Genomic DNA, 19,054 nt, shown 5'->3' with positions numbered 1-19,054 from the left:
CCCGACGGCCCCCGGTCGATCACCCTTGGCGTGGAAGCTTCAAGGGTCTAAGTAAGCGTCGTGTAAGACGGACGATATCAACCACAGCGACGAGGAGGCCCGCCATGCGAGCCGAGATCGAAGCGGCCGCCAACGCGATCAGGGAATCGCTGGCGCTGCTGAGGAGGCATCTTTGACTGGGAGAACGCGGTCAGGCGCCTGGACGAACTGAATGCCATCTCCGAGGATCCGAACCTCTGGAATGATTCCGAGCGCGCGCAGAACGTCATGCGCGAGCGCACCCATCTGGACACCGCCGTCGGCGGCTACCGCGCCTTGGAGCGCGAGCTGAGCGACAGCATCGAGCTGATCGAGATGGGTGAGGCGGAGGGCGACCAGACGGTGGTCACCGACGCCGAGAACACCCTGCTGGCGCTCAAGGCCAAGGCCGCCAAGCTGGAGCTGGAAAGCCTGCTGTCGGGCGAGGCCGACGCCAACGACTGCTATGTCGAGGTCAACGCCGGCGCCGGCGGCACCGAGGCCCAGGACTGGGCCGAGATGATGCTGCGCATGTACCTGCGCTGGGCCGAACAGCACGGCTACAAGACCGAGTGGCTGGAGGAGAGCGCCGGCGAGGAGGCCGGCATCAAGTCCGCCACGGTCCAGATCAAGGGCCACAACGCCTATGGCTGGCTGAAGACCGAGGCCGGCGTCCATCGCTTGGTCCGGATCAGCCCCTATGACAGCCAGGCGCGCCGGCACACCAGCTTCGCCAGCGTCTCGGTCAGCCCGGTGATCGATGACAAGATCGCCATCGAGGTGCTGGACAAGGATCTGCGGATCGACACCTACCGGGCGTCGGGCGCCGGCGGCCAGCACATCAACAAGACCGACTCGGCCGTGCGCATCACGCACATCCCGACCAACATCGTGGTCCAGTGTCAGCAGGAGCGATCACAGCACAAGAACCGCGCCAAGGCGTTCGACATGCTGCGAGCCCGCCTGTACGAGGCCGAACTGAAGAAGCGGGAGGACGCGGCCGCCGCCCTCGAGGCGACCAAATCCGACATCGGGTGGGGGCACCAGATCCGATCGTACGTGTTACAGCCATACCAGATGGTCAAGGACCTGCGGACCGGTGTCGAAACCAGCCAGAGCGGAGCGGTGCTGGACGGTGACATCGACGAGTTCCTGGCGGCCGCCCTCGCCCAGCGCATCAAGGGGCAGGGCGACAGCGAGGCGGCGGACTAGGTCCCGGACCAGGACTGGACGTCTTGGGACTGGCGGGAGATGCTTCGATGAAGGGTGTGGGGCAAGGTGCGGGATTGCGCGCGGGCGCCATGATGCTTGCGCTCGTGACGGGCACTCCGGCTTGGGCGGCTTGCCAGTCGTCCCAGCAGCCCATGGTCGAGGGCATCCAGCGGGAGTTGGCGGTCAACGGGTTCGATCCGGGCGGCATCGACGGTCGGTTCGGTCCGCGCACGTCCGAGGCCATCCGCCAGTACGAGCGTGCCGCGAAGCTGACGGTGACCGGATGCCCGAGCCAGGAACTGCTGGACCATGTCAGCTTCCACCTGCCCAAGGTCTATTCGCGGGTCCGGCCCGACGACCCGACGCCGGAGACCGAGGTACAGGCCGGATTGACGATGCGCGGCTTCTATGTCGGAGCGGTGGACGGCAGGATCGGGGAACGCACCCGCGCCGCCATCCGCCAGTACCAGCGGGAGGCCAACCTGCCGGTCGACGGACAGGTGACGCCGGAACTGGCGCAGCGTCTGCGTGATGACAGGGCGACCCGGGCCCGCTGAGGCCCGGGTCGTTTCCCACGCTCGCTAGCAGGCGGTTTCCCGGGGCGTCCGCTCGACTTCGAGACCGAACAGCGGGCGCAGCCGGGTTCCCGCGATATTGCCGATCAAGGCCGCGACCAGCCAAACCCAGCCGTGCAGGCTGCCGGACGCGATGCCACTGAAATAGGCGCCGATGTTGCAGCCATAGGCGAGGCGGGCGCCATAGCCCAGCATCAGACCGCCAACCACGGCGGCCGCCAGCGAGCGGGCGGGAACCCGCCAGACCGGGGCGAAGCGTCCGGCGAGGCCGGCGGCCAGAAGGGCGCCCAGGATGATGCCGAAATCCATCACCGAGGTGACATCCATGAACACGCTGTCGCGCAGCGACGCCGCGCGCTCGGCCGGCTGGAAGTAGGGCCACGACGCGACATCGAAGCCCAGAGCGTCCAGCGGCTTGGCGCCCCAGAGCACGAAGGCCGAGGTGATGCCCCAGGGGCGACCGGCCAGGGCCAGCGTCGCGAAGTTCAGGATGGCGAGCGCCACGGCACCCCAGATCAGCGGCCACGGGCCTTGGACGAAGCGGTGCCAGCCACGATGGGGCGTCTGGTTGCTCGGACGCAGCGCGCCGTGCCGCTTCCGCTCCAACACGACCGTGGCGCCGGCGATGGCCGCGAAGACCGCCAGGTTCAGGATCAGCGCCGGCAGGGCGCCCATCGTCTTGACCAGCGAGACCGGGGCGATCGCTGGCAACGCCGACCACCAATGCAGGTGGGCCGCCCCGACCACCGATCCGACGATGAAGAAGAACAGGGTGACCAGCATGCGGGTGTTGCCGCCGCCGGCCGTGTAGAGCGTGCCGGAGGCGCAGCCGCCACCCAGTTGCATCCCGACGCCAAACAGGAAAGCGCCGAACACCACCGAGACGCCGACCGGCGCCACCAGTCCAGTGACCGGCTGGCCGAACAGGTCGCCGGCGGCGAGCGCTGGAAAGAACAATGCGCAGGCCAGCGCCAGCATTACCATCTGGGCGCGGATACCGGCGCCCCTGCGGTCCGCGATGAAGACCCGGAACGATGAGGTGAAGCCGAACAGCGCGTGGTAGAGCGTCAGGCCAAGGGCGCCGCCGAGGAGGTAAAGAGCGGCTTGCCGGCCCGAGACGGCTCCCGACAGCCACACGGCGCCGCCCAGGAGCAGGAGGGCCGCCACACCGACCACGCGCGGGTCCATGCCGCGGTCACGCGATGGCAGGCTACCCGACCTGCCGAGGGAGATATCCGTCATGATCAATCACACTTTGAATGCCGATATGACATAGGTTGGTGTGGAATACCGATTTGTGAAAGAGAAATTAACAGCGGTTCTGGTATGTTGATTACGGGGGCCTCTTGTGGATTCGTGTTTGGTTGACCGCGATGGTGGGTCGGCGTAATGCTTGGTGATCGGAATGGGGAGCGGATAATGGATGACGTGCCGAGCAGACGCGATGTCCTGCGGATCGCGGGTGGGATCTCCGCGGCGGTGGCCGTGATCTCGATCGCCGGTCCAGCCAGCGCTTTCCAGTACCTACCGGCCGAGGACTACGCGGGCGTGATCGAGGATAGCTGTGGCGCCTCCAACAAGGTCCACGGCGCCATGGTGGCGGAGGTTGAGCGCGAGCTTGGCGTCACGTTGGACGATTCACAGGCCCGGCAACTCATCGCGGCGGTCACCTGCCCACTCTGCGGATGCTCGATCCTGCAGGGCTTCACCGATGCGGCGCGGGCCCCGTTCGACCGGACCCATCCCCTCGCTTTCTTATCTTTCCCTCGCATTCTTATCTTTAGTGACAAAGTATCCCGATCGGAGGTAATCCTTGTGGTGGCGCAGGACCATGAGCGCCGTAACCTCCGCATGGGGATGCGATGAGCAGTGAAATCCGTACCTTCAAGATCCGCGACGTGGCCATCCAGGAAGATGAACTGGCTTTGGCGGAGTTCCTGCGCACCGTGGAAGTGAACAGGATCGAGACCGCGTTCTCCAGCGGCGCCTGGCACATCCTGGTCATGTACGAGGAACTGCGGAAGCGCGAGGAGACGGCCCAGATCCAGAGCGCGATCGTGGCGGCGCTAAACCAGTGGCGCATCCAGGCCGCCGCTTCGCTGGACCTCGACCGCGAAGCCATCATGCCGGCATCTGCGCTGGAGGAGATCGCGCGTTACGCCCCGACGACCGAGATCGAACTGGCGGTGGTGGGTGGCGCCCTCGGGATCGACGTCACGACCCATGGCGCCGCCATCGTCCATGTCGTACGCCAGACCTTGGAAGAACTGACCAGCTAGATTGGCCCTGACGCCGGGCGGGCGGCGCGTTATATATCGCTCCATCGGTTGGAAACCCGCCGCTGGCGATCACGGGGCGGGGATGGAGGAGGGACGATCATGCGCCTGCAAATCCTGACGCTCTGCGCCTACGTCATCTTGGCCACCGCACCGGCCGCCGCGCAATCGGTGTCGCCGGTGCCGCCCGAGCCCAGCGCGACGGAACTGACCATGCAAGGGTTGACCAAGCTGATGCTCGGCCTCCAGCGCATGGTCGAGGAGCTGCCGCGCTATGGTCTGCCGGAAATCACCGAGAACGGCGACATCGTCATTCGCCGCGTCGATCCAAAGCCCGTGCCGGATGCGCCCCACACGCGTCCTTCAAGTCCCGGCGGGGTCGATCTCTAGACCGGCGGATCTTTAACGCCGCGCCATGAGGCTGGGCAGCACCATCACGACGAACAAGCTGGTCACCACCAGGGCCAGCGCCACGAGGTCGGCGGCGCCAAGGGGTTCGCCGAGCACGAGGGCGCTGGAGAAAAGCCCGACCACGGGGATCGCCAGCGTTCCGATGGCGGCGACGCTGGCGGGGAACAGTTCCACGATCTTGAACCACGCCCAGTGGCAGTAGATCATCGGGATCAGGGCGGCGTAGATAGCCCCCAGCGCTCCCGGCGTCGTCAGGTCGAACACCGACTCTGGACGGCCGAGGAACAGAGAGCCGGCGACCACCGGTAGCCCGCCGATCGCCAACTGCCACGCCGCAAGCCGCAGCGCGTCCATCCGCCACCGGATCGCCTTCAGCATGACGGTGCCCGCCGCCCAGGACATGGCGGCGGCCAGCATCATGGCGGCACCCCACGGCGCGCCGCCGAGCCGTCCGAACTCGGGCGCCAGCAGGATCACCAGGGCCAGCAGCCCCAGCGCCAGCCCCACCACGCGGGACGGCGTCATCCGCTCCTTCAGGAAGAACACGCCGAGGATGGAGGCCCAGAGCGGCATGGTGAAGGCGATGATCGACGCCCGTCCCGCCGCCATCATCGTCAGCCCGAAGGCCGAGAAGACCTGCCAGCAGGTGACGTTGACGAAGGCGGTGACGATGAGCGGCTTCAGATCCTCGCGAGGGATTTTCAGGCTCAGCCCCTGCACCCGCGCCACCAGCATCAGGCCGCCGGCTCCCGCCACGAAGCAGATCGCCCGGAACGTCCAGGGATCCATGTCGGCCACCGCCAGCTTCATGGCGGGCCAGTTGGTGCCCCAGAACAAGGCCAGCGACGCCAGCAGGAAGTAGCCTTGCCGGGGCAGGGGTTCGAAAGCCGGAGCGGGGGTCGGCAAGGCGGGCGGTGTCAGGGCGGGCGGAGTCACGGCTTCTCCATGGGAGGACTTTTCGTCAGGCTGGCGTCTTGCCACCGAGCAGGGCGCCCAGCGCGTGCAGCGGCTTGTGAGCGTCGCATAGGATCTTGAAGACCGCCAGGATCGGCACAGCCATCAACGCGCCGGGGATGCCCCACATCCAGCCCCAGAACAGGATGGTCAGGAAGACCGCGATCGGGTTCAGCGTCAGCCGCCGGCCGACGATCACCGGTGTCAGGAAGTTGCCCTCGATCGTCGTCAAGACCACGAAGCACAAGGGAGGGGCCGCGATGGCCAGCGTATTGTCGAAGGTCAGCCCCGACACGATCGTGATCACCAGCAGGCTGACACCGGAGCCGAGATAGGGAATGAAGTTCAGCAGTGCCGCCATGACGCCCCAGAGTCCTGGATTCGGCATCCCCAGCACGGCCATCAAACCGGCCGTCGCCAGTCCCAGCATCGTGTTGATCAGGGTCACGGTCGCCAGATAGCCCGCGATGTTCTTCTGGACCGTGCCCGCGATCGTGGCGTAGTGGATTCGGTCCTCCAAGTTGGGCATCGCTCCCATAACCTGTTCAAGCATGCTGCGCCCTCCCGCCAGGAAGAAGAACAGCAGCACCAGCACGATGAAGGCCTGCGCCAGGATCACCTGGGACTGGGTCAGCACCTGCTCCGCCAGGGAAGGCCCGCGCACCACCACGGTGTCGATGTCCTGATCCGCGGCCGCGGCCATCTCCTCGATCTGGCGCGACGCGCTGCGGGCGGTCTCGACCGACTGGCGGAGGTCACCCAGCTTCAGCTCCATCTCGTGCATCACGACCGGCGCGCGCTTGATCCAGTGGGTCGCCGGATCGGTCAGGCTGAAGGCGGCTCCCGCCAAGCCGGCGAACAGCAGGGTCACCAGCAGGATTGCGCTGACCGCCTCGGGCACGCGCAGGCGCCGAAGTCCCTTGACCAGGGGGCGGAGAAGCAGGCTGAGCAGCAGCGCCAGGAAGATCGGCAGCAGCAGGTCGCGCGCCAGATACAAGGTGTAGAGGACCGCCAGGCTGAACAGCCCGATCAGGGCCACGCGTTCGCCCTTGCTTCGACCGCCGCCAAGCCCCTGGGCGTGGTTCGGCATCGGGCCAGTGCGCCTGGGGTGGCCTTCCAGGTGGGGTGCGGCGATGTTGCTGGTCATGTCACGACAACGTTCGGCCCGCCCAGTTGGTTCGCTCCATCCTCCATCAAGGTGGAAGTTAGTCGCTTCCCGGCGGTTTCGGCAGCCGTTTGCCGGTGAAATGACGGAACAGCCGGAAGGCCACCGGCACCAGCGACACGATCAGAACGATACGGACGATGTGGTGGGTCGAGACGAAGGCGGCGTCGACGCCCAGCGCCAGCGCCACCAGACTCATCTCCGCCAGCCCGCCCGGCGCGAAGGCCAGGACCAGGGCGGGGAGGGGGATATCGGTGATCCAGTGCAGCACCACGGCGAACAGCGTCGTCACGCACAGCAGCATCAGGGTCGAGCCGGAGGCGACCGCCAGGGTGTGGGCGATGCGGCTGAGCCTGACGCCCGAGAATCGGCTGCCCAAAGCCGCGCCGACGACGATCTGGGCGGCGGCGATCATGACGCCGGGCGGCTTGCCGGAGGTGAGGCCGGCCAGATGGATGATGGCGCTGAGCAGCATGGGCCCGACCAGCATGTGGGCCGGCAGCCGCAGCCAGCGGCCGAGCAGGGCGCCGACGGTGCAGGACGCCAGCAACGCCAGATCGGCGGGGGGAACCTCCAGCAGTCCCGGCCCGAGAGGGCCGCGACTGGCCGGATCGTAGCCCTGGAAGAACTGGAACCAGATGGGGATCACCAGCACGACGAAGATGACCCGCGCGCTGTGGGCGACGGAGATGGTGCGGTCGTCGCCTCCCATGGCTCCGCCGATCAGCACCATCTCGTTCAGCCCGCCGGGGACCGCCGTGAAGAAGGCGGTGATCGGATCGTAATGGGCGACGCGCCGTAGGAACAGGATGCCGAGCGTCCCGCCGACGACGATATAGATGGCCAGTCCGGACAGGCTGACCATCCACTCGCCGATGCGGCTGAGGATGGTTGGGTTGAAGGCGCTGCCCAGCATGATGCCCAGGACCATGATCATCGCGGAGCGCAAGCCGTTGGGAACCTGGACCGGCAGCCCGGCCATGGCGGCGGCGGTGCAGAACACCATGGATCCGATCATCCAGGCCAAGGGCATGTTGAAATGCGCGAACAGCGCGCCGCCGATCGTGCCCAGCGCCAGGGTGAAGCAGAGGATGCCGGGGTTGATCCGCCGGATGGCGTCGCGCCAGGTGCCTTTGGGTGGAGGGGCGGCGAGGGGAGCTTCCATGTCCGGCTTGGACTTGTCGATTTTCATCGGCCGGTCAGGAGACGATGCGGCCGAGCCGGACGGCCGTCTGGCCGCGGCGGAGGCGGCGCGACGGCATGATCAGCACGCAGTCGTCATAGGGGGTCCGGATCTCCCGGTCGTCGTCATGGGCGATCACCGTGCCGGCGCGTGGAATGACCTCCATCCCGACATAGTCGTCCTCGTAGAGGAAGTCGCCACCGGTCATCGTCACCGCGTCGGTGATCTCGATCACCTTCTGCCGGGGCGGCGGCCCTGGCCGCAGGTGGGGCACGGCGAAGTCCCGCGTGACCGTACCGGTCGCCAGCAGGAAGCGAAGGGTCACCTCGATCGCGACCTCGGCGGACGACGCGGCCCAATGCTGTCCGCACTCCGCCAGCAGGGCCGTCTTGCGCCCCGCCGGTTCGGCGAACTCCGCGTAGTCGAGCAGCCGCCGGCCAGAGGCGTGGCCGGTGTCGCTGACCACCCATTCCGGCGCCCCAACCTCCAGCGCCAGGGCGCGGCCGCGGCCGGTGGCGCCGCACAGCACCAGCGGGGCCGTGGCGTTCTGCATGGAGTGCAGGTCGAGCAGCAGGTCGACCGTGTCGTAGAGTGGCCGCAGTTGCCGGGCGCGCTCCAGTTCCACCGTGCGGCGCGGCCCGTCGAGGACGGCTGGCGACCAGACACGGTTGAAATCCTCGTCGACGAAGCGCGACGCGCCTGGCCGCTTGGGGTCGAAGCACTGGTAGGCGGCCGTGTTGGCGAAGCACAGCGTCAGGCTGCCTTGGGCCGGACGGACACCCTGCCTGAACAGGAAATCCAGGGCGATAGGGCCGCATAACTCGTTGCCGTGGGTAAGGGCGTTGACCATCACGTGCGGACCGCTTCTGCCGCTGTCCAGGGTCGTGGCGAACTCGATCCCGGTATTGCCGGCCCGGTAGGGGCTTATGTCCGGCGGCGTCAGTTCGATCCTATGGGTGGTTTGGGTCAACGTGCTGGTTCCCTCGAGACATGGACGGCGGCGACCGCCCGGCGTCACTATAGGAGGCGCCGCCGCGATGGACAAACCTGTACAGCCGTATGCGACGCAGTTATGCGCCGGCCGGCGCGCCGCAAGTGGTGGGCCGCGAAGGTTTCCCATCGACGCTTCGGCCCGCGCGCGGTATATCCTCGGTGTAACATTTCCGAAACTCCATTCCGTGTCGGGGGCCGTGTCGGCGGGGTGCCGGACGGGAGGATTCATGAGCTTCGTGATCGAAGATGTTCTGGTGCGTGACGATCCGGTGGGCGAGGCGGTGCCGCTCGTCCTGGACTCGCCCCACAGCGGCATCGTCTATCCCCGCGACTTCAGCTTCGTCTGCCCCTTCAGGGCGCTGCGGCAGGCCGAGGACACCCATGTCGACGAGCTGGTGGCCTCGGCGCCCGAGGCCGGGGCGATCCTGATCCGCGCCCTGTTTCCCCGCAGCTATATCGACGTCAACCGGGCGGTCGACGACATCGAGCCGGAGTTGCTGGACGGTCCCTGGCCGGAACCACTCCACCCCAGCGACAAGAGCCTCGCCGGGATGGGCTTGATCCGGCGCCTGTGCAAGCCGGGCATGCCGATGTATGACGGCCGCTTGTCCGTGGCCCAGGTGGCGGAACGGATCGACCGCTATTACCGGCCCTACCACGAGCAGGTCGCGGGTGCCATCGATCGGCTGCACCGTCGGTTCGGCGTGGTCTACCATCTGAATTGCCATTCGATGCCGACCTTCGGGCGCGATCCCTCGACCCGGCCCGACTTCGTGTTGGGCGACCGGGACGGGACCACCTGCGATCCAGATTTCACCCGCTATGTCGGCGCCTTCCTGACCAGCCGGGGTTACCGGGTTCGGCTGAACAACCCCTACAAGGGCGTCGAACTGGTCCGGCGCTATTCCAATCCAAAGCGGGGCATCCACAGCCTCCAGGTCGAGATCCACCGGGGTCTCTACATGAACGAGGAGACGCTGGAGAAGAACGCCGGCTTCGATCGGCTGCAGTCACACTTGGCCGCCCTGATCCGCGAATTGGCGGATTACGCCCGGGACGCCACCGAGTTGGATGCCGCCGAGTAGGGTGGCCACCCTGTCGAATGCACTGTTGCGCGCCAATCGGCGGGCGCGATAAAGGGTGTCCTATTCCGATATGGTTCCGGATACCAGCCTATGCCGATACTTCGCCGTCTCCATTGGGTGGGCGCGCTGCCGTTGCTGGCGGCGCTGACGCCCTCGATGGCCGTGGCGCAATTCTTCTCATCCGAAGAGAATGAGGCTCCGACACCCACGATCGAACTGGCCCGCGAGGGCCCTTTCGAGGTCGTGTGCGTCGATGACCAAGACGAGGAGATCACCTCGTACGGTCCCCTGTTCCGCGTGTTGCGGGATAACGGCTTGGAGAAGCGCTGGCAATATGAGATGCGGGACGGCCTGACCTTCATCGGACGGTTCGACGATCGACTGACTTGCCAGTGGAACGACCGGCGCCCGGTCGTCCAGCCCCGTTCGCAGCCGTCAACGCCTCGTTCGAATCCAATGATGCCGCGTTCGAAGCCGCCGGTGCCCCGCTGAAGGCGGTCAGGGGCTCGCCGGAGGCGGTCAGGGGCTCGCCGGAGGCGGTCAGGGGCTCGCCGGAGGCGGTCAGGGGCTCGCCGGAGGCGGTCAGGGGCTCGCCGGAGGCGGTCAGGGCCTCGCCGGAGGCGGTCAGGGGCTCGCCGGAGGCGGTCAGGGCCTCGCCGAAGGCGGTCAGGGCCTCGCCGGAGGCGGTCAGGGAGCGAACTGCTCCTTCAGGATGCGTTCCTCGAGATTGTGTTCCGGGTCGAACAACAGGGTCAGCGACACGTCGCGGTCCTCGTGGATCTCGACGCGGACGACCTCGCGCACCTCGGTGAAATCGCCGACCGCGCTGACCGGCCGCTTGGCGCATTCCAGCACCTCGAAGACGATGCGGGCCGATTGCGGCAGAAGTGCTCCGCGCCAGCGCCGCGGCCGGAACGCGCTGATCGGCGTCAGCGCCAGGATGCTCGACCCCAGCGGCAGGATCGGGCCGTGGGCGGACAGGTTGTAGGCGGTGCTGCCGGCGGGAGTCGCCACCAGACAGCCGTCGCAGATCAGTTCCGGCAGGCGGATGACGCCATCCACGATGATGCGCAGCTTGGCCGCCTGGCGGGTCTGGCGCAGCAGGGAGACCTCGTTGATGGCGAGGCCCTCGACCCGTTCGCCGTTCTCGCGGACCGCGATCATGCGCAGCGGATGCAGCGTCACCTGCTGCGCGCGCGCGACCCGATCGACCAGACCCTCCTCGCCGAACTCGTTCAGCAGGAACCCGACCGAACCCCTGTTCATGCCATAGACCGGCACGCAACGGTTCAAAGTCCGATGCAGGGTTTCCAGCAGGAAGCCATCGCCCCCCAAGGCCACGATGGCGTCGGCCTGATCGATCGGCGTGTTGCCGTAGCGATGGGCCAAGCGGACCTGCGCGTTGCGCGCCTCGTTCGTGTCGGCGGCGACGAAGGCGATCGTCGGGTGTCCGTCTGGCATGGCGGTCGGGTGCTTTTCTGTCGTCGCGCCGGGCGATCAGCCGCCGGTCACGCTCATGTGGCGAGGGACGGGGGCGGCCTTGCTTCGGCGGTCGATCACGAAGTCATGCCCCTTGGGCTTGCGGGAGATGGCCTCGCGGATGTGGTCGGTCAACACGGCGTCGTCGTCGGTCATGCGGACGGGACCCCTGAGGTCGGCGGCGTCCTCCTGGCCCAGGCACATGTAGAGCGTGCCGGTGCAGGTCAGCCGGACCCGATTGCAGCTCTCGCAGAAGTTATGGGTGAGCGGCGTGATGAAGCCGACGCGGCGACCGGTCTCGCGGACCTCGACATAGCGGGCGGGGCCGCCGGTCGTGTAGTCGATCTCGTTCAACGTCCAGCGCTCGGACAGCTTCGAGCGGACCAGGGACAGCGGCAGATATTGGTCGAGCCGGTTCTCGCCGCCGATATCGCCCATCGGCATGACCTCGATGAAGGTCAGGTCGAAGCCCTCGTCACCGCACCACGCGACCAAGCGGTCGAACTCGTCGTCGTTGACACCCTTCAGGGCGACGCAGTTGATCTTGACGGCCAAGCCCGCCTCGCGCGCCGCCTTCAGGCCCGCCAGCACCTTGTCCAGCTTGCCCCAGCGGGTGATCGCCTCGAACTTGTGGGGATCGAGCGTGTCGATGCTGACGTTGATCCGGCGGACGCCGGCGGCGTATAGTTCGGTCGCGTAGCGCTCCAACTGGCTGCCATTGGTCGTCAGCGTCAGTTCCTTGAGGGCGCCGCTGTCGAGGTGACGGCCGAGCGAGCGGATCAGGTTCATGATGCCCTTGCGGACCAGCGGCTCGCCGCCGGTCAGGCGGAGCTTGGTGACGCCCAGCCCGACGAACGCGCCGCAGATGCGGTCCAGTTCCTCCAGCGTCAGCACCTCCGACTTGGGCAGGAAGCTCATGTCCTCCGCCATGCAGTAGACGCAGCGGAAGTCGCACCGGTCGGTGACCGATACGCGCAGATAACTGACCGCCCGGCCGAACGGATCGATGATTGGCGAGGGTTTGGGAAGACCGGACGCGGGGCTGGATGTGGCGGAGGAAACGGATAAAGGCGACAACTTGGCCGCTGAAGGATTGACTTCGATGCTCATGGTGCCCCTTGTTCCTCTCCTCCGCTCCGCAGGTCGCCTGCGATGGACGACAACCGTCATTTGAAACCGCATCGTAGCAGGTTAGATCATGGATTCCCGCTAATTAACCTGCGTGGATGGTGACGGTGTCGGTGATGGCGGCGGATGGCGAAGCGCTCTATTCCGTCAGATGTAGCGATCCGGAGGGGTTCCGTAAACCAGCCTCATCCGATAGATCCAACAAAACGCCCTGTTATGTGGCCGGAGAGGAAAGGACGCAGCGAATGAGGAAGTTCCTGATTGGCCTTGCCCTGGTCGCCGTCGTCCTGGTGGCGGTGGTGGTCGCGGTGCCGTTCCTGGTACCCGTGGAGCAGTACAAGGGACGGATCGAATCCGAGGTCGCGGCGCGAACCGGCCGCGAGTTCCGCATCCAGGGGCCGATGGCGCTGTCGCTCCTGCCGACGCTGGCGGTCGAACTGAACGACGTCGCGTTCGCTGGCCCTCCGGGTGCCCGCACGCCCGAGATGGTGCGCCTGGGCAAGTTGGAGTTGGAGCTGAAGCCTTGGCCGCTGATCCGAGGCGAGATCCAGATCGACAAACTGGTGCTGCGCGATCCGCGCATCGCCCTCGAGGTCGATGCCCAAGGCCGCCCCAACTGGGCGCTGAACCAACCCACCGCAGCGAACGCTCCGTCGCAGGCTTCGCCCGGCGCGGCACCAGCGCCGGAAGGCCAGCCTGCCAGCGGCGGCGGATTGCCCGACCTGAGATTCGGCGAGGTTCAGTTGATCAACGGTCAGGTCAGCTATTTCGACGCGCGGACCCAGGCGGCGCATGAGGTCAAGAATGTCGATGTCACGCTGCGGGCACCCGACTTGGACCAGCCCGCCGACGTCAAGGGGCGGCTGGTCTATCGTGACCGGCCAGTCACGGTCGACACCCGCGTCGACCAGCCGCGCGCCCTGATCGAGACGGGCGCCTCCAAGCTGGTGGCGACGATCACCGGCGACTTGCTGACGGTCAAGTTCGATGGCGCGCTGGAGAACGGACAAGCCGGCCCCGGCGCGCGCGGCGCCCTCGACCTGACGGCGCCGGCGCTGAGGGACTTGGCGACCTGGGCGACCGGCAACGACCCCGGTGAGCTTCCGGTCCAGTCGGCGTCCGTCGCGGGAGGATTGGAGGCCTCGGCCAGCCGGATCGCGCTGACGTCCGGCACCTACAAGGCGGGCGACGTGGAGGCGACCGGCAATGTCGGAGTGGCCCTGGGAGGGGCGCGCCCGAAGATCGCCGGTGTGCTGAGCGTCGGCCGGGTCAACCTGGACCACTACCTCGACCAGTCCGGCGGGGCCGCGAAGCCTTCCGCCGCTCCGGCGCCAGCCCAGCCCGCTCCCGCTCCGGCGGACAGTGGAGGATGGAGCACCACGCCCATCGACTTGAGCGCGCTTCGGACGGTCGATGCCGACCTCAAGCTCGCCCTGGCCGGTGTGATCGTCAAAGGGGTGGATGTCGGGGCGTCGGATGTGGCGATCGCCCTTGACGCCGGACGCCTGAAGGCGGTGATGGGCGAGACGGCGCTGTTCGACGGAACCGTGTCGGGCCAAGTCAACGCCGACGCGGCTTCCGCCGTTCCGGCGCTTGGCCTGGACCTTCGGATCAATGGCGTCCAGGCGGAGCCGGTGCTGACCCGGTTCGCCGATTTCAACCGGCTGTCCGGGACCGCGCGGGCGGTCGCCTCGCTCAAGACGACAGGCGCCAGCCAAAAGGCGATGGTCGAGGGATTGAACGGGCAGGGATCCGTGACCTTCACCAATGGTGCCATCAATGGCATCAACCTCGCCGCCATGGTCCGGAACGCGACCGCCGCGTTCCAAGGGCAGCCGGTCGGCAACGATCCGCAGAAGACCGACTTCGCGGAACTGGGCGGCAACTTCACCGTTCGGAACGGTGTGGTTGCCAATGACGACTTGCGGTTGCTGGCACCCCTGCTGCGGCTGGAAGGCAAAGGGACGGTGTCGCTGCCGCCCAAGACCATCGATTATCGCATCCAGCCCCGGCTGGTCGGCACGATCCAGGGACAGGGAAGCGATAGGGATGTCGCGGGGATCTCGGTTCCCGTGCTGGTTCGCGGCAGCCTGGAGAACCCCACCTTCGCGCCTGATCTGGCGGGATTGGCCGAGGAGGCCCTGCGCGATCCGGAGGCGATACGCCGACAGATCGAGGGGTTGAAGGGTGCCAACCGCGACGAGGCGATCAAGGGCGTGATCGAGGGGCTGACCGGTGGCCAGAACCAAACCCCGGGCCAGGGATCGAGCAATCCGGCACAGCAGTTGAAAAGCCTGTTCGGCCGCTGATCCCCGTTCCGTGACCCCACCAGGGTCATGGACGGCGGGTGGCGGCGTGGAAAAGATGTCGTGAGGACCCATGATCGCCGCCTTGATGGGCCTGCTGGCCTGCCAATTGGCGGGCGAGCTGATCGCCCGCCTGCTCAGCCTTCCGATACCCGGTCCCGTGTTGGGGACGATCCTGCTGTTCCTGGCCCTGCTGGCGCGGGGCAAGGTGCCGGAAACGATGCGCGATGTCGCGCGGACGCTGCTGGCCAACCTGTCGCTGCTGTTCGTCCCGGCCGGGGTCGGCATCATCCAGCACCTCGACCGGCTGCGGGGCGAATGGCTCGGCATCCTCGCCGCCGTGTTCGGCAGCACGGTGCTGACCATGATCGTCGCCGTGCTGGTCTTCCGCGGCGTCTCGCGCTTGACCGGCGCCGACCGGATCAGCCCGGACCGGGGGCGCGCATGATCCCCTCGACCATCGAGCCGGTGATCCAGGGGATCTGGGTCTATCTGACCGCGCGGCCGCTGGTCTGGCTGACGGTGACGCTGGCGGCCTACCTGATCGGGCAGTGGCTATTCGAACGGTCCGGCCGCCGCCCCCTGGTCAACCCGGTGGCCATCGCCGTGCTGTTGCTGGTCGTCCTGCTGATGGCGACCGGCACCGAGTACAAGACCTATTTCGACGGCGCCCAATTCGTCCATTTCCTGCTGGGTCCAGCCACGGTGGCGCTGGCGGTGCCGCTGCACCAGAACTTCGCCCAGGTGCGCCGCGCGGCGCTGCCGATGGTGGCCGCCCTGGTGGCGGGCTCGGTCACGGCGATCGTCTCGGCCGTCGGCATCGCCATGCTGTTCGGCGTCAGCCTGGAGACATCCCGGTCGCTGGCTTCCAAGTCGGTGACGATGCCGATCGCCATGGGCATCACCGAGCAGATCGGCGGCATCCCGTCGCTGACGGCTGTTGTGGTCATGATCACCGGCGTCATCGGCGCCATGGTGGTGACGCCGCTGATGAACCTGATGCGGATCGACGACTGGCGGGCGCGCGGCTTCGCGGTCGGGGTCGCCAGCCACGGCATCGGCACGGCGCGGGCGTTCCAGGTCAACGAGATCGCCGGAACCTTCGCCGGCATCGCGATGGCGATGAACGGCATCGCGACCGCCATCCTGGTTCCCCTGCTGATAGCCCTGATCGCCTGAGCTATTTTTGTGCTGCGTGCCCCCGGTCTTTGCCGTCAAACTAGGCTGGCGAGGATACGGCCCCGGCTTCAACGGCCGGTGTCGCGAACTGGGGGAGGGAATGCGGGTGGATACTTCGCGGTCTCGTGATCTGGCGCCGCCCCTGGCGCCTCAGGTGGTCGTCCTGGAGGGCGGCTTCGGCGGCTATGAGGTCGAACGCGACGTGCTGCGGCCGTTCGGAGCCAATCTGGTGGAACGGTCCTGCCGGGGCGACCGGGAGATGCTCCATGGCGCCGTCCAGCTGGCGGACGCGGTCCTGGTTCGGGAATGTCCGCTGGACCGGGCCGCCTTCGAGTCGATGGAGAGGTGCCGGATCGTCGTGCGCTATGGCGTGGCGCTCGACACGATCGACTTGGCCGCCGCGTCGGATTGTCGCGTTCCGGTCGCCAACGTGCCGGAGTTCGGCGTCGACGAGGTCAGCAACCACGCGCTCGGCCTGCTGCTCGCGGTGGCCCGGCGGATACCATCGCGCGACCGCGACGTGCGGGCCGGACGCTGGAACATCGCCCGGGCGGAACCGATGCACCGGCTCGCCGGTGGCACGCTCGGGCTGATCGGCTATGGCAGGATCGGGGCGGCGTTCCACCGCAAGGCGGCGGCGCTGGGGTTCGCCCGCACCCTCGTCCACGACCCTGTGCTGGCCGAGGCGCCGGCCGGGACCGAGTTGGCGGCGCTCGGGCGCTTGTGCCTGGAGTCCGACGTCATCTCGCTCCACGCCAGCCTCAGCGGCGCGTCGCGGCACCTGATCGGCCGTTCGATGATCGCCCTGATGAAGCCAAGTGCCATCCTGCTCAACACGGCGCGGGGCGGCCTGATCGACCAGGCGGCCTTGGTCGAGGCGCTGATCGAGGGCCGGCTGTTCGGCGCCGGACTCGATGTCTTCGAGCGCGAGCCACCCGGCGCGGACAACCTCCTGATGTCGGCCCCCGGCGTCGTCATGACCGACCACACCGCGTGGTATTCCGAGCAGTCCGTCGCCGACCTCCAGCGCGCCGCGGCGGAGGAGATCGCCCGCGTGTTCGGTGGCCTGCGACCGCTCAATTGGGTCAATCCCTGGCCGGAATCAGGTGACGCGCCCGGGTGACGCGACGAGATGTCCGATGGCTCCGCGGTTGCGCGATCCTTCCCGGAGCGCGACCATCGCCCTGATGGGTCCCATCGGTTCGGGGACCAGGGGGAGTTGACATGGTGGACGTGAGCGCCGAGGCGAAACCCGAGGTGCCGGTGGCGGGTTGTCCGGAGCGGGGAGACCAGTTGGCGGGCGACCTGGAGATCGTGGATCACCTGTTGAACGCTATGCTGGCCCAAGCGACCGGCGGGGTTTCCCCCGCGGCGGTCACGCTTGCCTGGATGGATTGGGCCCTGCATCTGGCCTCGTCGCCGGCCAAGCGGATCGATCTGGCCCAGAAGGCGGTCAGCGGCTTCGCGCGTTGGGGTGAGTACGCCTCGGGGGCCGCGATGGGCCGCTCGCCGGAGCCCGTCGTCCAGCCCCACGCCGGCGACCGTCGGTTCAGCGCGCGGGAGTGGTCCTTCTGGCCATTCAACGCCATGGCCCAGGGCTTCCTGCTGACGGAGGAGTGGTGGGACGCCGCCACGACCGGCGTCGCCGGAATGAGCCGGCGCCATGAGAGCCAAGTCAACTTCATGGCCCGGCAATGGCTGGATCGGCGCGCGCCGTCCAACTTCTTGTCGACCAACCCCGAGGTGCTGTCCCGAACCGTTTTGGAATCCGGGGTCAACCTGATCCGCGGCACCCGTAATCTCGCGGAGGACATCCAGCATCAGCTTCTCCACCAGCCGCCGGTCGGCGTCGAGGCGTTTCGTGTCGGCGAGGAGATCGCGGTCACTCCCGGCCGTGTCGTCTTCCGCAACCACCTGATCGAGCTGATCCAATACGCCCCGGCGATACCGGGCACCCATGCGGAACCCCTTCTGATCGTGCCGGCCTGGATCATGAAGTACTACATCCTCGATCTGTCGCCGGAGAACTCGCTGGTCCGGTATCTGGTCGGGCAGGGGCATACCGTGTTCATGGTCTCCTGGCGCAATCCGACGGAGGAGGATCGCGATCTGGGGATGGACGACTACCGCACCGAGGGCGTTATGGCGGCGCTGGACGCGATCGGCGGGATCGCGCCGGGCCGTCGGGTCCACGCCTGCGGCTACTGCCTGGGCGGCACCCTGCTCGGCATCGCGGCGTCGGCCATGGCGCGGGATGGCGACGACCGACTTGCTTCGGTCACCCTGCTGGCGGCGCAGACCGATTTCACCGAAGCCGGCGAGTTGACCGTCTTCATCGACGACAGCCAGATCGCCTACCTGGAACACATGATGTGGACCAAGGGCTTTCTCGACACCACGCGGATGGCGGGAGCCTTCCAGCTCCTGCGGTCCAACGACCTGATCTGGTCGCGTCAGGTCGAGCAGTACCTGAAGGGCCGCCGGGAGGCGGCGAACGACCTGGTGTCCTGGAACGCCGACCAGACCCGCATGCCTTATCGCATGCATTCGGAATACCTCCGCCGCCTGTTCCTGGAGAACCAGTTGATGGGCGGCCGGTTCCTGGTCGATGGCAGGCCCGTTTCCTTGAGCGATATCCGGGCGCCGATCTTCGCGGTCGGCACCACGCGCGACCACATCGCGCCGTGGCGATCGGTCTACAAGATCAACCTACCGACCGACGCGCCGGTGACCTTCGTGCTGACCTCGGGAGGCCACAACGCCGGGATCGTCAGCGAGCCCGGCCATCGCGGCCGCGCCTTCCAGATCGCGACGCGCCAGCCGGAGGACCGCTATGTCGATCCGGACACTTGGGCCGCCACCGCGCCGAGACGCGAGGGATCGTGGTGGATCGCTTGGTCCGCGTGGCTGATCGACCATGGAACGCCGGGGATGGTGGCTCATCCCGAGATGCCGGAAGGGCTTGGGGCCGCTCCGGGAACCTATGTCTTCCAGGCTTGACGGTCGTGCGGTGGATACGGCTGAAAGATCGGATTGCGCCGGTATTGTGGGGATGATGGCGCGTGCCGATCTGTTCATGGAGCGTGGGCG

Annotated in this window: 19 protein-coding genes; 12 read left to right on the top strand and 7 right to left on the bottom strand. The window is 67.3% G+C overall.

The window, feature by feature from the left end; genetic code table 11:
* Positions 1 to 104: 104 nt before the first annotated feature.
* Positions 105 to 1,230, top strand: a protein-coding gene (gene prfB, locus N825_RS13780; RefSeq protein WP_157619178.1) for a peptide chain release factor 2 whose coding sequence is annotated in 2 segments (ribosomal slippage) — positions 105 to 173 and positions 175 to 1,230 — 1,125 coding nt in all. Because the reading frame shifts where the segments join, the coding sequence is not laid out codon by codon here.
* A gap of 47 nt (positions 1,231 to 1,277) precedes the next feature.
* A complete protein-coding gene (locus N825_RS40345; protein ID WP_245613107.1) occupies positions 1,278 to 1,787 on the top strand; it encodes a peptidoglycan-binding domain-containing protein in 510 nt (169 codons plus the stop codon).
* 24 nt (positions 1,788 to 1,811) lie between these two features.
* Here the strand turns inward: N825_RS40345 and N825_RS13770 are convergent, their stop codons facing one another.
* Positions 1,812 to 3,047, bottom strand: a complete 1,236-nt coding sequence (locus N825_RS13770; RefSeq protein ID WP_037453026.1) for a YeeE/YedE family protein — start codon at positions 3,045 to 3,047, stop codon at positions 1,812 to 1,814.
* Positions 3,048 to 3,224: 177 nt separating this feature from the next.
* On the opposite strand from N825_RS13770, the gene N825_RS36510 reads away from it, so the two are divergent.
* The 3 genes from N825_RS36510 (at position 3,225) to N825_RS13755 (ending at position 4,471) form a co-directional block, all read left to right on the top strand.
* The gene (locus N825_RS36510) at positions 3,225 to 3,671 is read left to right on the top strand and encodes a hypothetical protein (protein WP_157619176.1); all 447 of its coding nucleotides are present in this window, start codon (positions 3,225 to 3,227) and stop codon (positions 3,669 to 3,671) included.
* Positions 3,668 to 4,084: an HRDC domain-containing protein gene (locus tag N825_RS13760; protein WP_037452615.1), complete on the top strand. Its 417-nt coding sequence runs from the start codon at positions 3,668 to 3,670 to the stop codon at positions 4,082 to 4,084. The genes N825_RS36510 and N825_RS13760 overlap by 4 nt, the downstream gene beginning before the upstream one ends.
* Before the next feature lie 99 nt (positions 4,085 to 4,183).
* Positions 4,184 to 4,471, top strand: a complete 288-nt coding sequence (locus tag N825_RS13755; protein ID WP_037452613.1) for a hypothetical protein — start codon at positions 4,184 to 4,186, stop codon at positions 4,469 to 4,471.
* 12 nt (positions 4,472 to 4,483) lie between these two features.
* Here the strand turns inward: N825_RS13755 and N825_RS13750 are convergent, their stop codons facing one another.
* The 4 genes from N825_RS13750 to N825_RS13735 are packed head-to-tail and all read right to left on the bottom strand — an operon-like array spanning position 4,484 to position 8,764.
* Entirely contained in the window at positions 4,484 to 5,428 is a 945-nt protein-coding gene (locus tag N825_RS13750; protein ID WP_037452611.1) for a DMT family transporter, read from the bottom strand.
* 25 nt (positions 5,429 to 5,453) lie between these two features.
* Positions 5,454 to 6,593: an AI-2E family transporter gene (locus tag N825_RS13745; protein WP_245613106.1), complete on the bottom strand. Its 1,140-nt coding sequence runs from the start codon at positions 6,591 to 6,593 to the stop codon at positions 5,454 to 5,456.
* 58 nt (positions 6,594 to 6,651) lie between these two features.
* The gene (locus tag N825_RS13740) at positions 6,652 to 7,803 is read right to left on the bottom strand and encodes an AbrB family transcriptional regulator (protein WP_084164712.1); all 1,152 of its coding nucleotides are present in this window, start codon (positions 7,801 to 7,803) and stop codon (positions 6,652 to 6,654) included.
* A gap of 7 nt (positions 7,804 to 7,810) precedes the next feature.
* Positions 7,811 to 8,764 (bottom strand): M14 family metallopeptidase, encoded by a 954-nt coding sequence (locus N825_RS13735; RefSeq protein WP_037452609.1) that lies wholly within the window; start codon positions 8,762 to 8,764, stop codon positions 7,811 to 7,813.
* Between the two features lie 250 nt (positions 8,765 to 9,014).
* Between N825_RS13735 and N825_RS13730 the strand changes: the two genes are divergently transcribed.
* Both N825_RS13730 and N825_RS13725 read left to right on the top strand, forming a co-directional pair.
* Positions 9,015 to 9,872 (top strand): N-formylglutamate amidohydrolase, encoded by an 858-nt coding sequence (locus N825_RS13730; protein WP_037452606.1) that lies wholly within the window; start codon positions 9,015 to 9,017, stop codon positions 9,870 to 9,872.
* A 90-nt stretch (positions 9,873 to 9,962) separates the two neighbouring features.
* Positions 9,963 to 10,364: a hypothetical protein gene (locus N825_RS13725; RefSeq protein WP_157619174.1), complete on the top strand. Its 402-nt coding sequence runs from the start codon at positions 9,963 to 9,965 to the stop codon at positions 10,362 to 10,364.
* Between the two features lie 195 nt (positions 10,365 to 10,559).
* Here N825_RS13725 and N825_RS13720 read toward each other — a convergent pair whose 3' ends face one another.
* Positions 10,560 to 11,333: an NAD kinase gene (locus N825_RS13720; protein WP_037452601.1), complete on the bottom strand. Its 774-nt coding sequence runs from the start codon at positions 11,331 to 11,333 to the stop codon at positions 10,560 to 10,562.
* 36 nt (positions 11,334 to 11,369) lie between these two features.
* Complete coding sequence (gene moaA / locus N825_RS13715) at positions 11,370 to 12,362, bottom strand: GTP 3',8-cyclase MoaA (protein WP_037453015.1); 993 nt, start codon at positions 12,360 to 12,362, stop codon at positions 11,370 to 11,372.
* Between the two features lie 215 nt (positions 12,363 to 12,577).
* On the opposite strand from moaA, the gene N825_RS13710 reads away from it, so the two are divergent.
* The 5 genes from N825_RS13710 (at position 12,578) to N825_RS13690 (ending at position 18,964) form a co-directional block, all read left to right on the top strand.
* A complete protein-coding gene (locus N825_RS13710) occupies positions 12,578 to 14,788 on the top strand; it encodes an AsmA family protein (RefSeq protein ID WP_084164711.1) in 2,211 nt (736 codons plus the stop codon).
* Positions 14,789 to 14,858: 70 nt separating this feature from the next.
* On the top strand, positions 14,859 to 15,233 hold the full coding sequence (locus N825_RS13705) for a CidA/LrgA family protein (RefSeq protein ID WP_037452596.1): 375 nt from the start codon (positions 14,859 to 14,861) through the stop codon (positions 15,231 to 15,233).
* A complete protein-coding gene (locus tag N825_RS13700) occupies positions 15,230 to 15,964 on the top strand; it encodes an LrgB family protein (protein WP_037452593.1) in 735 nt (244 codons plus the stop codon). The genes N825_RS13705 and N825_RS13700 overlap by 4 nt, the downstream gene beginning before the upstream one ends.
* Positions 15,965 to 16,064: 100 nt before the next feature.
* Positions 16,065 to 17,087, top strand: coding sequence for a C-terminal binding protein (locus tag N825_RS13695; RefSeq protein ID WP_051512335.1), 1,023 nt, complete (start codon positions 16,065 to 16,067; stop codon positions 17,085 to 17,087).
* A 101-nt stretch (positions 17,088 to 17,188) separates the two neighbouring features.
* Positions 17,189 to 18,964 (top strand): PHA/PHB synthase family protein, encoded by a 1,776-nt coding sequence (locus N825_RS13690; RefSeq protein ID WP_037452590.1) that lies wholly within the window; start codon positions 17,189 to 17,191, stop codon positions 18,962 to 18,964.
* Positions 18,965 to 19,054 lie beyond the last annotated feature (90 nt).

The organism is Skermanella stibiiresistens SB22, from assembly GCF_000576635.1.
GTDB classification, from domain to species: Bacteria; Pseudomonadota; Alphaproteobacteria; order Azospirillales; family Azospirillaceae; genus Skermanella; species Skermanella stibiiresistens.
This window is presented reverse-complemented; position numbering and strand designations above follow the sequence as displayed.